The organism is Vannielia litorea (assembly GCF_019801175.1).
Classification (GTDB): Bacteria; Pseudomonadota; Alphaproteobacteria; order Rhodobacterales; family Rhodobacteraceae; genus Vannielia; species Vannielia litorea_B.
The window spans coordinates 597,318-609,294 of sequence record NZ_JAHVJR010000001.1; the positions used below are offsets into that span (position 1 = coordinate 597,318).

The window sequence follows — 11,977 nt, forward strand, 5'->3', positions numbered from 1 at the left end:
GACGGTGGCGGCGGGGTTGTGCCGAAGGGCAAGGGTGTGTTGCCGATGTGTCGCGATTTTGGCGCTCAGCCCTGAACCGGATTCTCCAAGGAATCCCGGCTATTTGGCAGATGTAGTGGAAGTGGGTCGAGCGACCCTCAAGGGCTGCGTCAGGTCACGAGCCGGAGTTGAAGGCGCGGTCCGGCTTTGCCTTGTGCGAGCGCGTCATAAGGGTCTTCCGGAGCCAGCATCATGTCCACCACCTGCCGCAAGAGCTGCCTGCGCCCGCGCGACGAGTAGAAGCCCCCGGCGATCTGCGAGGTCTCCAGCAGAAAGCTGCGATAGTCGCGATAGGCCTTGCTGTCGGGCCGTGTCGGGGCCGAGAAAAACTCAAGCAAAGGCTGGACCGAGACGAACTCGGGCTTGGCGTAGACCGCATCGCCAAAGACCTTCAGTGGCAACCCGCGCCAGAGCACCTGCTGCGCGGCGGTGGAGTTGACGGTCACCGCAGAGCGGGCGTGGTTGAGAAGCTGCGCCAGCTTGCCGCCACGCACGTAATGCACCCGGCCCGCCACCCCATGCACCTTTGCCAGCCTGCGGATCTCTCGCCGCATCGGCACGCGGCCGTCCTCCAGCGGATGGGCCTTGAACACGAGGTGATGGTGGCGCGGTGCCCCTGCGGCAAAGCCTTCGATGGTGACCGCGAGAAACTCGGTCATTGTCTTGAACGGCGAGTGCTTCTGAAAGCTGGCGTCATGCTCCAGTTGCAGGATCGCGAGGTGATAGGGGAAGCCGCCGTGCTTGATCCGGAAGGTGGCCTGCACCCGGTCGGCCCAGAACACCGGCATAAGCAGCAAGCGCTTGAGATAAAGCCCGAATTCCTGCGCCACCGTCAGCGAGCGGTGCGGGCGGAAGTTGCGGTAGGGCCGGTTCCAGAGCAGCACGAAGTAGTGGTAGAGAAAGCCGTAGAAGATATGGTGGCGCATGTCGCCCCATTTGGCGGGCGCATCGGGCAGGTCGATATCCGACATCGCCAGTGCGGCGCGCATGTCTTCGATCGAGAAGTCCATCAGCCGCGAGTGGCCGTTCGAGCCGCCGCGCTCGTAGCTCACCCAATAGGGCCGCAGGTAGCCCTCCTCGAAGACATGCACGGTGATCGCTCGTTCCTTGGCGATGCGCACCGCCTCGGCGTGGATGCCGCGGGTGTCGCCGTAGAGCGCGATATCGGTGATGCCCTTTTCATCGCAAAGTTCGGCAAAGCGGGCAGGCCAATCTTCGGGGGTGCCGCGATAGGGGATGAAGCTGCGGGAATGAAACCAGAAGGCCTCATCCCCCTTGTTGAAGCCCACGCGCCAGACCTCGCAGCCCGCCGCGCGCAGCATCTTGCCGAGCCGATGGAAGAACGGCCCGTGCGGCCCCTGAAGAAACAGGAAGCGGCGATCTTCTGCGGCAAGGGCGCTCATCGGCGGCGCGATCTCCTCAGGTCTTGCTTGTGGCCTAACCCATTCCTGCGGCAGAATTAAGACCGGAATGTCCGGGCGCAGGCGCACTCGGGTCAAAAGAAGAAGGATTGAGGCATGTTTACCGGCATCGTCACCGACATCGGGCGGGTGGAAAAAGTGGAGATGCGCGGCGACATGCGGGCGCGCATCGGCACCAGCTACGACACCGGCGGCATCGACATTGGCGCCAGCATTGCCTGCGACGGTGTCTGCCTGACGGTCGTGGCGCTTGGGCCGGATTGGTTCGAGGTGGATGTCTCGGCCGAGACGGTCTCGAAAACCTCGATCCCGGCCAATGGCTGGCCGGTGGGAAAGCGGCTCAATCTGGAGCGGGCGCTGAAGGTGGGGGACGAACTGGGCGGGCATATCGTTTCGGGCCATGTGGACGGCGTGGCCGAGGTGGTGGGCATGGCCGATGAGGGCGACAGCCTGCGCCTGACCTTCCGCGCGCCCGAGGCGCTGGCGAAGTTCATCGCGCCCAAAGGGTCGGTTGCGCTCAACGGCACCTCGCTGACGGTGAACGAGGTGGAGGGCGCGGAGTTTGGCATCAACCTCATCCCGCACACGCGTGACGTGACCACATGGGGCGATGTTGCCAAGGGCGACGAGGTGAACCTCGAGGTCGACACGATGGCGCGTTATGTGGCCCGGCTGCAGGAGGCTGGTTGATGGCGGATCGCCCGATTTACGGCCCCGGCCACAACGGTGGCCCGACGATGGAGCCGGGCGCGGGCTGGCGCGGCTATGCCTGGAAGCGGGCGCGGGCGGAACTGCTGCCCTCCCTGCCGCTCCCGGTGATCCAGCGCAGGCTGAAGCGGGCGGGCGAGCTTGGGCTGGATTTCAAAACCTACGCCCGCGTGCACCATTCGGCGGGCCGCGACATCGTGGCGATCCTGTTCTCCAACAACGCACTCAGGATGATCCGCGAGGGCCAGCAGATGCCCGAGGCGCGCGCGGCCAAACTGCGGGATCTGGCCCGCTGTGGCAGGGGGTTGCTGGCTCATGCGCCACAAGACCCGGCGGTGCTGGCCATGCGCATCGAGGCGGAGCACGCGATACATTTCGATCCGGCAGCAACCGCGCCCGATCTGCGCGAGACATGGGGCCAGACCCGCGCCCGCATCCGCAGCATGCTGAACGGCGCGGGCCTGCTGCCCGGTGCGGTGGTTCTGGTGGGCGACACCCCGCTGGAGGCAGATTGGGCCCCCACTGCCAACCTCGCAGGCCATGTCTCTGCCGATCAATACTTCGGCCCCTGACCCCCCGCGACCTCGCGTCTCGCCCCGGCCTTCCACTCTTTCCAACCCGGCCCAACCGGGCTAGATGGAGCCGCAAACCAGACGGGCGGCCCGATGAACGACCTTTCGACCAACTATACAGACGCGATCTCCTCGGTTGAGGAGATCATTGAGGATGCCCGCAACGGGCGGATGTTCATCCTCGTGGATCATGAAGACCGTGAGAACGAGGGCGATCTCGTGATCCCCGCGCAGATGGCCACGCCCGATGCGATCAACTTCATGGCGACCCACGGGCGCGGGCTGATCTGCCTTGCGTTGCCCGGCCCCCGGATCGATGCGCTCGGCCTGCCGCTGATGGCCTCGCAGAACTCCTCGCGGCACGAGACCGCCTTCACCGTCAGCATCGAAGCCCGCGAGGGCGTGACGACCGGCATCAGCGCAGGCGACCGTGCCCGCACCGTGGCCGTGGCCATCGACAGCGCCAAAAGCGCGCAGGATATCGCCACGCCGGGCCACGTCTTTCCGCTTCGCGCCCGCGAGGGCGGGGTGCTTGTGCGGGCCGGTCATACCGAGGCCGCGGTGGATGTGAGCCGCCTTGCGGGGCTCAACCCCTCCGGCGTGATCTGCGAGATCATGAACGAAGATGGCACCATGTCGCGCCTGCCCGATCTGGTCAGCTTTGCCCAGCGGCACGGGCTGAAGATTGGCACGATCTCGGACCTCATCGCCTACCGCCGCCGCCACGACAATCTCGTTGCCGTGAAGAAGGAAGAGACCATCACTTCTGCCTTCGGCGGCGAGTGGCAGATGAAGATCTACACCGACCAGGTGCAGGGTGCTGAACATATCGTGCTGGTGAAGGGCGATATCTCCGGCGATGCACCGGTGCTCACCCGGATGCACGCGCTCGACCCGATGCTCGATGTGGTCGGCACCGCCGGTGCAGGCCGGGCGCATGAGTTTGGCGCAGCAATGGAGGCCGTGGCCGCCGAGGGCCGGGGCGTTGTGGTGCTGCTGCGCGACCTGACTATGAAGATCGCCGCCGCCGAGGAGGCCTCGCCGCAGACGCTGCGGCAATACGGCCTCGGTGCGCAGATCCTTTCGTCGCTGGGGATCCACAAGCTGGAGCTGCTCACCAACTCCCCCACGCCCAAGATCGTTGGCCTCGATGCCTACGGGCTGGAGATCGTTGGCACCCGCCGGATTGAGGAGGCAGGCTGATGGCCGGGAGCGAGAGCCATTACGTTTTGCCGCGGCCTGAGTTTGAAGTGGCGCCCAAGGTGCTGATCGTCGTTGCGCCTTACTACAAGGACATCGCCGACAACCTCGTTGCCGGCGCCGTAGCCGAGCTGGAGGCCTGCGGCGCCTTTCACGAGATCGCCGAAGTGCCCGGCGCGCTCGAGGTGCCCACCGCCATTCGCATCGCCCACCGGCAGAGCAACTTCGATGGCTTCGTGGCGCTTGGCTGCGTGATCCGTGGCGAGACGACCCATTACGAGACCGTCTGCAACGACAGCTCCCGCGCCATCACGCTGCTGGGGCTGGAAGGGGCCTGTATTGGCAATGGCATCCTGACGGTCGAAAACCGCAAACAGGCCGAGGTGCGGGCCGAGGTCGAGGGGCAGAACAAAGGGGGTGGGGCTGCTGCCGCCGCGCTGCACCTGATCGCGCTGACCCGCCGCTTTGGCAAGCCGGAGCGGGGCGTGGGCTTCCGCTCGCCGCTTGAAAACGAAATCCTGCTGGCCGGTGACGGCGGAGGACCCAAGACCGCATGAGCGACAAACGCACGAAAAAATCCGCCGCACGCCTCTACGCCGTGCAGGCGCTCTTTCAGATGGAAGCCTCCGGCCAAACCGCCGAGGCGGTGGAGACCGAGTTCGAGGATCACCGCTTCGGCACCGAGTATTTTGAGGGCGAAGAGATGGTGGAAGGCGACCCTTCGCTGTTCCGCAAGCTCGTCGGCGATGCGGTGAATCATCAGGCGAAGATCGACCAGATGACCGACCGGGCGCTGGTAGCCAAATGGCCGATCAACCGGATCGACCCGACCCTGCGCGCGCTGTTCCGCGCCGCCGGAGCCGAGCTGGTTGAAAGCGACACGCCGCCCAAGGTGGTGATCGTCGAGTTCGTGGATATCGCCAAGGCCTTCTTTCCCGAAGGCCGCGAGCCGAAGTTCGTGAACGCGGTGCTCGACCACATGGCCCGCGAGGCAAAGCCCGAGGAGTTCTGACGCGGACGGGCGAATTCTGGCCGGGCGGAATTAACTGGCTGTTAGGCACAGTTGCGTTATCTTGAATGTGACGCGCGTCGCCCCGGAGGCCCTGCCAATGCCCAAGCTCGTATCGCTCTATGTCCGCCATGTCCTGATCGGCTTTGCCCTCGCCGCGCTCTTCGTGGTAGGGCTGCTCTGGCTGAACGTGGGCAACCTCTGGCACCTCGTCACCCACACCTCCGCCGGGCCTTTGGCGGTGTTTCTGCTGTTCATGTTCAATGGCATCGTCTTTTCGGGCGTGCAGTTCGGCATCGCAATCATGCGCATGGCTGAGCCGGAAGATCGAGGCAGGGGCGGCGGCAAGCGAATGGCCGTGCAACCGCAAACCGTGGCGGTGCAGGTGCGCCCAGAGCCGCGAGAAGTCCCGCGTCAGCGCGGGTTCGACGATTTCAGCTAGGCACTAGCCTTCGGTGATCTCGGTCGCGATCGAGAACTCTTCCAACTCTTCCGGCAGCAGGATGTAAATCTCATCCGGCGGGGTCGAGAGCGCGTGTTCCATCACCCCCAGCCCGATGCCCATCTCGCCCAGGTAGCGGATCACCTCGGCCTGGCTGTGCTGGATGTCTTCCACTGCGAGAAAGGCGGGCAGCACGGTGCTCTGGCCATAGTAGCTTTGATGCACGCCCACCTTGGCCTCGGCATGCACCCGACGCTCGGGGCCGGCCATCAGCATGTAGGGGCAGGCGGAGAGGCAGACGGCGCCCGCGTCCATCGCGGTGTTGATCCCCTTCTCCCGGATCAACCGCCCGATTTGCAGCGCATCGCCCACCGAGCCGCCGGGGGAGTGGAGCCACAGCGTTTCGGGCAGGTCAGGCTGGCGCTCCAGCCATTCGGCAAATCGCGGCCCGTCGCCCTCCTTGATCGCGCCGACAATCCGCGTGCCGCCCTCGGGCCGGTCCTCGAAGAACAGCCGCTTGGGCATGTTCGCGGCGCCCTCCATTGGGATGCCGGGCATTGTCGGGCGGCGCACCTCATCGGGGTCGAACCGCCGGGTCTGGTCGCCGGGCGCCACTGGGTCGGAGACGGCAGGGGCGGAGGTGGGCCAGCGGATCTGCGGCGCGACAAGCGAGAAGTCCTGCCCCAGAAGCACGACCGCGATGCCGATCTGCAGCCCGAATATCGCCTTGAGGCCGGTTTTTGCCGTGAACGCCATCGCCGAGCCCTCAGACAGACCGTGGGCCGGAGCCCTTGGCCGGTTTCTCCAGCGGCTCGACGTTTTCGGCGCGCGGCTCGTCTTCTTCGTCCTCCGTCTCGGGCGCATCGTCTCGCTCGTCCATCGCGTTCTCAACGTCCCGCGCGGCAACGAGGGCGGCGCGCAGCTCTGCCATGGTGAGACGGTCGCCAAGGTCCACCGGGTCGCGGCCCGCGCGGATGGCGGCCTGCACCACCATGAGGATCAGCACCAGCACCGCAGGCAGCAGGTCGATGGCGATGGCTCCGGCCCAGCTGGGCACGAAGTTCTCGGCGTAGAGGATCACCGCATCGGCGGCGGAGACGGGGGTATAGGCCACCTCGGCGGGCGGGGTCATGCCCATGACGCCCTCGGCCGCCAAACGCAGCGTTTCAGCGCGCTGGCCGAGCACGCCGAGCACCGATTCCAGCGTTGAGGCCTGGCCGATGCGATCTTCTTCGGTGCGGCCATCGAGCTGGGGCAGCACCACCGATTGTGACAGATCCTGTGCCGCGCGCTGCACCAGTGGCGCGACCGAAAGCTGGCGCAGCTCGGTGATGATCCCGGCCAGCCGCACGGCCTCTTCGGAGAATTCGACCGAGCGTGCCTCGACCGGCCCGGTCTCGACTGTCAGTGCCCGCATCCGGCTGAGGATTACGTTGCCCTGCGCAAATCGCTCTTCCACCAGCGGGGTCTGGCTGGCGATCTGGGCTTCCAGCCCGCTCAGCTCGTCGGCCTTCTGGTTCAGCACCCGAAACACCGCACCGCGACCGGCGAGGCCCGAGAGGTTGCCGGTGGCCTCCTGTTCGGAAAGGTCGGTAAAACTCTGGCGCACGCGGGCGACATCGCGCTCCAGCCCTTGGCCTGCGGTGGCGATCTGGTAACTGCGCTCCAGCGAGCCCTGATAATCCTGCACCGTCTTGGCGAGGTGCTGTTCCACCGCCGCCGCGCCCGCAAGCGCCGCCGCGTTAAGCCAGGACGACATGGCCACGATGGCCAGCGAACCAAGACCCATCGAGAGCAGCAGCCCGATCCGCGCCGAGGCGGTGCGCACCGCCGGGAGCAGCCGCATGAGGAAGGACCAGAACACGAAGATGCCGACCGAGACGGCGATGGAATAGGCCACGGCAGCGAAGAAGGTCATCGCACCGTTGTTATCCAGCAGCGAAGAGACGCCGAGGTAGGTGTAGATGCCCGAGGCGGTGGCGAGAACGCCGAGCGCGGTCGGCGTGAAGCTGTCGAGCGCGCCGAGGTGGCCCTCAAGTTCCTTGGAATAGGCAAGGCCGCGGGCCTCGCTCCTGCTTATCTTCCGGCTCATCGCACCCTCCACCGTGACCCGGGGAGTATAGGCACGCCGCGCCCGGGGGGAAGCGCGGGGCGCTTCACTTGGCCGTTATGAGAAGAATGGGTGGCGGGGACCGCAGCGACCGGCAAGGCGTTCGAATTCCCGGGGACCTGTAAATACAGGTGGGCGTCGGGTAACCGGACCAGGGCCCGGACAGAGCCAACTCCCATGGAATTGCTTAAGGCCACTGGAATTGGGCCTCGACACGAGAAGAGCAGATCCGCCACGAGCGGAGATAGGCCCGGGGCAGGGCGCTGGCAAGGGGGTGCGGTGAATTCGATGCGCACGGCCTTCAGCGGAAGGCGCGGCGCACCTTGCTCTTGACCGAGGAGCGCTTGATCCCGCGCGAGAGCGAGGGGCGCCCTTGGCGGATGATCGCGCCATTGGGCGTGGTAGTGCCAATCGAGAGGCCACGGGACGGGCCGCCGCCATAGACCACGTAGTCACGCTGGAAGGGGAAGTAGCGATGCCCCTTCCACTTGGAGCCGCGAAAGCTCTCTTCGGGGTGCCGTGTGCGGTCGGAGGGGTGCAAAGTCCACACTTTCGGGCGGCCCGAGGCGGTGGCCTCAACTTCCGCCGGGGCTTCCTCGGAAAAGAGCCAGCTCCAGAACTTGTCGGCCAGACCGTCGTTGGCCGCATGCGCCGGAATGGCGATCGCGGCAGCGAGTGCGATGAACATGGTTATGATAGAAATGCGCCCCATGTGTCGAAACTAGGGCAGCGGTGGCGGCCTGTCATCCCGATCACCGGGCGACTGTTTGCGATGCGTCAACAATGGCGGCCTGCGGCGGCGATCAGTGCCCGGCTGCCGGGGTTTTGAGGCAAGATCGAGGCAAATTTTTGTTTTAAATTGTGAAGCTGCGCCGGGGGCTTGAAGGATGTTTCTGGTTTGTTCATGTTTGTGACATGGAGCTCTCACCAGAATCGCCCACGCCCGAGTTGCAACCCGGCCAGTTGCTCGCCCGAGGGGTGTGCCGCCACATGCTCAGCCACGGGTTCGTGACGGTTGAAGAACTGGTGCCCACGGGCGGATTGCGGGTGGACGTAATGGCGCTCGGGCCGAAGGGAGAGGTCTGGGTGATCGAGTGCAAGTCGAGCCGGGCCGACTACATGGCCGATCACAAGTGGCAGGGCTATCTGGAGTGGTGTGACCGCTTCTTCTGGGCGGTGGATCAGGATTTTCCGACCGAGCTGCTGCCTGTGGAGACGGGCCTGATCATTGCGGACCCTTACGATGCAGAGATCATCCGCATGGGGCCGGAGACCAAGCTGGCCGCCGCCCGGCGCAAGGTGATGCTGCAAAAGTTCGCCCGCCACGCCGCGCTGCGGCTTCAGGCCCTGCGCGACCCACGCCCCTCGGGGCTGCTTTAACGCTTCTTCTTGCCGCCCGCGACCATGGCCGCTGCGCGCTGGGCCGCGCTTTTCAGCTCTTCGGCGATCTCGAGGGCCTCTTCGGGGTCGAAGTCCATCGGGATATCCACGCCGTCGCCCTGAATGTAGATCCGCACCATGCCCTGATCGGTCGGCCCGATCTGAAGGTTGGCGGCGAAGTCGCTCTCGCTGTTGATGCCCATGGGTGTCTCTCCGGCTGCGGTGGTCCGTCAGCTAGCCTGCACCTCGGGGTGAGGCAAGGGGGGATAATCCTTGACCCACGCAAGCAACTGCCGGAAATTCTGTGGCGGAGGGTCGGATATGGACGACATCGAACAGCTACGCGGCTTCTCGCGGTTCTACACCCAGCGCCTCGGACTGCTGGGGCAGAGCTACCTCGGCTCCGGGCTCGGGGTCACCGAGGTGCGGGTGCTCTGGGAACTGGCCAATGGCGAGCTGTCGACCGCCCGCGAAATCGCAGAATTGCTGGGGCTCGACGAGGGCTACCTCTCGCGCCTGCTCGCAGGCTTTGAGAAGAAGGGTTGGATTGCCCGCAAGCCCGACCCGCAGGATGCACGGCGCCGCACTCTGGAACTGACCGCCGAAGGGCAGGCGCTGGCCGCCAGCCATGACAAGGCCTCGCGCGCTGCCGTTGGCGCCTTTCTGGGCCGGATGGAGCCCGATGCCCGCGCCTTGCTGGGCGAGGGATTGGCCCGTGTGCGGCAGGCCTTTCAACCGGCGGAACATGTTGAATTGAAAGACCTCGCACCGGGGGACGCAGGATGGATCGTGGAGCGCCACGGTGCGCTCTATGCCCGCGACGAGGGCTATGATGCGACGTTCGAGGCGCTGGTGGCGGAGGTCATGGCCGAGTTCATCCGCACCCACGACCCGGCCCGTGAACGCGGCTGGATCGCATGGGGCGACGGGCGAAGGCTCGGCTCTGTGTTTTGCGTCTCGCGCGGGGCGGAGACTGCTCAGTTGCGGCTGTTCGTTCTGGAGCCGGAGGCGCGCGGGTTGGGGCTGGGGCGCAAGCTGCTGGAAGCCTGCCTGAATTTTGCCCGCGACAAGGGCTACCGCGAACTGGTGCTCTGGACCCACGAGTCTCACGAGGCGGCCTGCCGTCTTTATGAACGTGCCGGCTTTGAAAAGCTGGGCAGCCGGCCGGAGCGTGAATTCGGGCAGGATACCGTGGTTGTTGACTACAGGATTGACCTCTGAGGCTCTTGCAATCGTGCGGGACGGGCGCTAAACGACCCCCGAGTGCCGCCTTAGCTCAGTTGGTTAGAGCGCCTGATTGTGGATCAGGAGGTCCCCCGTTCGAGCCGGGGAGGTGGTACCACTCCCTCAGACCCGTTGAAAATGCCCGCCGATCCGGCATTCCGCGCCCGTGTAAACTGGCGCTTTTGCTGCCCGCCGCCTAAGCTGGGCGCCGAGGCAGAAGCAGGAGAAAAACATGCTGAGAATCATGGTCTGCGCCCTTGTGGCAGGCACGCTTGCGGCGTGCGAAAGCGCGGGGCCGATCGCCGTTGGGCAGGCGCGTTACGAGGTATCGGGCGTGGAAGAGGGCGATATGCTGAAGCTCCGTGCGGGGCCGGGCACCGGCTACACCATTAAGGCGGGGCTGCCCAATGGCACGGTGGTGCGGGTGAAGGAGTGCTCGCGCATCGGCGGCACGCGCTGGTGCGAGGTTGCGTTGGACCGGACGCCGACGATGACGGGCTATGTCTCTCAGACCTATCTCACCCGGCTCTAGCGCCGCACCCCTTCAGGGCGTGACCTCAATCTCCTGCCGTAGCGTGCCGTCTGCGGCGTAGATCAGGATGCGCCCGTCGGTGGTGACCACGGCGTGCCAGCCCGGTCCGGCGGTGTAGGCCTGCACCTCCGCGCCCGGGGGCAAGGCTATTTCTTCAGGAAAAGAGGGGCTTTGCGGGCCGGAGAGGCGGATGATAAGCAGGGCGGCGATTACGGCGATCCCTGCGATCATCGTGAGCGTCAGCCCTGTCACCAGCCGCTTGAGCCACTTCAGGTCCACCGGCAGTTCATTTTCATCCGGAGCCGCCATGGCCGCCTCTCTCGTGACATTCACCCTCGGCCCCACGCCGCCGCCGCGCATTGATAAGGCGCTTTCGCGCGATGTGCCAGACGAGGCGAGCCTGAGCCGTTCACGCTTGGTGCGTCTGCTGGCCGAGGGCGCGGTGCGGGTGAACGGCGCAGTGGTGACCGACGCCAAGGCCAAGGTGGCGGAGGGCGACGAGGTGGAAATCGCCGTGCCCGAGGCCGCCGAGGTGGAGATGGTGGCCGAGGATATCCCGCTGGAGATCGCCTTCGAGGATGAGCACCTCGTGGTGGTCAACAAGCCTGCGGGCATGGTGGTGCACCCCGCGCCGGGCAGCCCGCGCGGCACGCTGGTGAATGCTTTGCTGCATCATTTTGGCGGCGAGCTTTCGGGCGTGGGCGGCGAGAAACGGCCGGGCATCGTGCACCGGATCGACAAGGATACCAGTGGGTTGCTGGTGGTCGCCAAGTCCGACGCCGCGCATCACGGGCTGGCCGAACAGTTCGAGGCGCATACCGCGCGGCGGCATTACCTCGCGCTCTGCTACGGAATCCCTGATGGCTCGGAGCCACGGCTGCGCGGGATCAAGGGCACCCATTTCGAGCCGGACGGCACGCTGCGGATCACCACCCAGCTCGCCCGCCACAAGACCGACCGGCAGCGCCAGGCGGTGTGCTTCACAGGCGGACGCCACGCGGTGACGCGGGTGCAGGTTGTGGAGCGATTGCAGGAGGTTGCGGCTCTGGTGCAATGCCGGCTGGAAACCGGGCGCACGCATCAGATCCGGGCACATATGTCTCACATCGGGCACGGGTTGATCGGTGATCCGGTTTACGGTGGGCGGCGCAAGCTCTCGGAGCGTGCGGTGGGGGCCGAGGCGGCGGAGGCGGTGCGGGCGTTTTCACGGCAGGCGCTGCATGCGGCTTCGCTGGGTTTTGCCCATCCGGTGGAAGGCACCGAGATGGATTTTGCCGCCCCCATGCCGGATGACATGGGGGCGCTTCTTGCGGCGCTCGGTGGCAGCTTTTCGGCCTGAC

Annotated in this window: 17 protein-coding genes and 1 tRNA gene; 11 read left to right on the forward strand and 7 right to left on the reverse strand. The window is 65.8% G+C overall.

Annotated elements, in window-relative coordinates; all coding sequences use genetic code 11:
- Window positions 1-149 precede the first annotated feature (149 nt).
- On the reverse strand, window positions 150-1,442 hold the full coding sequence (locus KUV38_RS02985) for a capsule biosynthesis protein (RefSeq protein WP_222468624.1): 1,293 nt from the start codon (window positions 1,440-1,442) through the stop codon (window positions 150-152).
- 114 nt (window positions 1,443-1,556) lie between these two features.
- On the opposite strand from KUV38_RS02985, the gene KUV38_RS02990 reads away from it, so the two are divergent.
- The 6 genes from KUV38_RS02990 (at window position 1,557) to KUV38_RS03015 (ending at window position 5,391) form a co-directional block, all read left to right on the forward strand.
- Window positions 1,557-2,150, forward strand: coding sequence for a riboflavin synthase (locus KUV38_RS02990; RefSeq protein ID WP_222468625.1), 594 nt, complete (start codon window positions 1,557-1,559; stop codon window positions 2,148-2,150).
- Complete coding sequence (locus KUV38_RS02995) at window positions 2,150-2,740, forward strand: hypothetical protein (RefSeq protein WP_222468626.1); 591 nt, start codon at window positions 2,150-2,152, stop codon at window positions 2,738-2,740. Before KUV38_RS02990 ends, KUV38_RS02995 begins: the two co-directional genes overlap by 1 nt.
- 93 nt (window positions 2,741-2,833) lie before the next feature.
- Window positions 2,834-3,943 carry a 3,4-dihydroxy-2-butanone-4-phosphate synthase gene (gene ribB, locus KUV38_RS03000; RefSeq protein WP_222468627.1) on the forward strand — a complete coding sequence of 370 codons (1,110 nt, stop codon included), beginning with the start codon at window positions 2,834-2,836 and terminating at the stop codon, window positions 3,941-3,943.
- The gene (locus tag KUV38_RS03005) at window positions 3,943-4,497 is read left to right on the forward strand and encodes a 6,7-dimethyl-8-ribityllumazine synthase (RefSeq protein ID WP_222468628.1); all 555 of its coding nucleotides are present in this window, start codon (window positions 3,943-3,945) and stop codon (window positions 4,495-4,497) included. The genes ribB and KUV38_RS03005 overlap by 1 nt, the downstream gene beginning before the upstream one ends.
- Window positions 4,494-4,952 (forward strand): transcription antitermination factor NusB, encoded by a 459-nt coding sequence (gene nusB / locus KUV38_RS03010; protein ID WP_222468629.1) that lies wholly within the window; start codon window positions 4,494-4,496, stop codon window positions 4,950-4,952. Before KUV38_RS03005 ends, nusB begins: the two co-directional genes overlap by 4 nt.
- A gap of 97 nt (window positions 4,953-5,049) precedes the next feature.
- Entirely contained in the window at window positions 5,050-5,391 is a 342-nt protein-coding gene (locus KUV38_RS03015; RefSeq protein WP_222468630.1) for a hypothetical protein, read from the forward strand.
- A 3-nt stretch (window positions 5,392-5,394) separates the two neighbouring features.
- On the opposite strand, the gene KUV38_RS03020 is transcribed toward KUV38_RS03015, so the two are convergent.
- From KUV38_RS03020 to KUV38_RS20830, 4 genes are all read right to left on the reverse strand, one after another.
- On the reverse strand, window positions 5,395-6,147 hold the full coding sequence (locus tag KUV38_RS03020; protein WP_222468631.1) for a hypothetical protein: 753 nt from the start codon (window positions 6,145-6,147) through the stop codon (window positions 5,395-5,397).
- 10 nt (window positions 6,148-6,157) lie between these two features.
- Window positions 6,158-7,483 carry a hypothetical protein gene (locus KUV38_RS03025; RefSeq protein WP_222468632.1) on the reverse strand — a complete coding sequence of 442 codons (1,326 nt, stop codon included), beginning with the start codon at window positions 7,481-7,483 and terminating at the stop codon, window positions 6,158-6,160.
- 319 nt (window positions 7,484-7,802) lie between these two features.
- Entirely contained in the window at window positions 7,803-8,213 is a 411-nt protein-coding gene (locus KUV38_RS03030) for a hypothetical protein (RefSeq protein ID WP_222468633.1), read from the reverse strand.
- A gap of 65 nt (window positions 8,214-8,278) precedes the next feature.
- The gene (locus tag KUV38_RS20830) at window positions 8,279-8,407 is read right to left on the reverse strand and encodes a hypothetical protein (protein ID WP_261385136.1); all 129 of its coding nucleotides are present in this window, start codon (window positions 8,405-8,407) and stop codon (window positions 8,279-8,281) included.
- Between the two features lie 9 nt (window positions 8,408-8,416).
- Here KUV38_RS20830 and KUV38_RS03035 point away from each other — a divergent pair, with 9 nt between their 5' ends.
- On the forward strand, window positions 8,417-8,881 hold the full coding sequence (locus KUV38_RS03035; protein WP_222468634.1) for an MmcB family DNA repair protein: 465 nt from the start codon (window positions 8,417-8,419) through the stop codon (window positions 8,879-8,881).
- Here the strand turns inward: KUV38_RS03035 and KUV38_RS03040 are convergent.
- Entirely contained in the window at window positions 8,878-9,084 is a 207-nt protein-coding gene (locus tag KUV38_RS03040) for a DUF6324 family protein (protein ID WP_222468635.1), read from the reverse strand. The genes KUV38_RS03035 and KUV38_RS03040 overlap by 4 nt on opposite strands.
- Window positions 9,085-9,202: 118 nt before the next feature.
- Between KUV38_RS03040 and KUV38_RS21080 the strand changes: the two genes are divergently transcribed.
- The 3 genes from KUV38_RS21080 (at window position 9,203) to KUV38_RS03055 (ending at window position 10,637) form a co-directional block, all read left to right on the forward strand.
- Window positions 9,203-10,102, forward strand: a complete 900-nt coding sequence (locus KUV38_RS21080; RefSeq protein WP_222468636.1) for a helix-turn-helix domain-containing GNAT family N-acetyltransferase — start codon at window positions 9,203-9,205, stop codon at window positions 10,100-10,102.
- A 44-nt stretch (window positions 10,103-10,146) separates the two neighbouring features.
- A tRNA-His gene (locus KUV38_RS03050) sits at window positions 10,147-10,223 on the forward strand.
- Window positions 10,224-10,337: 114 nt separating this feature from the next.
- On the forward strand, window positions 10,338-10,637 hold the full coding sequence (locus KUV38_RS03055) for an SH3 domain-containing protein (RefSeq protein WP_222468637.1): 300 nt from the start codon (window positions 10,338-10,340) through the stop codon (window positions 10,635-10,637).
- A 12-nt stretch (window positions 10,638-10,649) separates the two neighbouring features.
- On the opposite strand, the gene KUV38_RS03060 is transcribed toward KUV38_RS03055, so the two are convergent.
- Complete coding sequence (locus KUV38_RS03060) at window positions 10,650-10,946, reverse strand: DUF6476 family protein (RefSeq protein WP_222468638.1); 297 nt, start codon at window positions 10,944-10,946, stop codon at window positions 10,650-10,652.
- Here KUV38_RS03060 and KUV38_RS03065 point away from each other — a divergent pair.
- Window positions 10,945-11,976 (forward strand): RluA family pseudouridine synthase, encoded by a 1,032-nt coding sequence (locus KUV38_RS03065; protein ID WP_222468639.1) that lies wholly within the window; start codon window positions 10,945-10,947, stop codon window positions 11,974-11,976. The two genes, KUV38_RS03060 and KUV38_RS03065, sit on opposite strands and share 2 nt — an antisense overlap.
- The last annotated feature ends 1 nt before the right edge of the window (window position 11,977 follow it).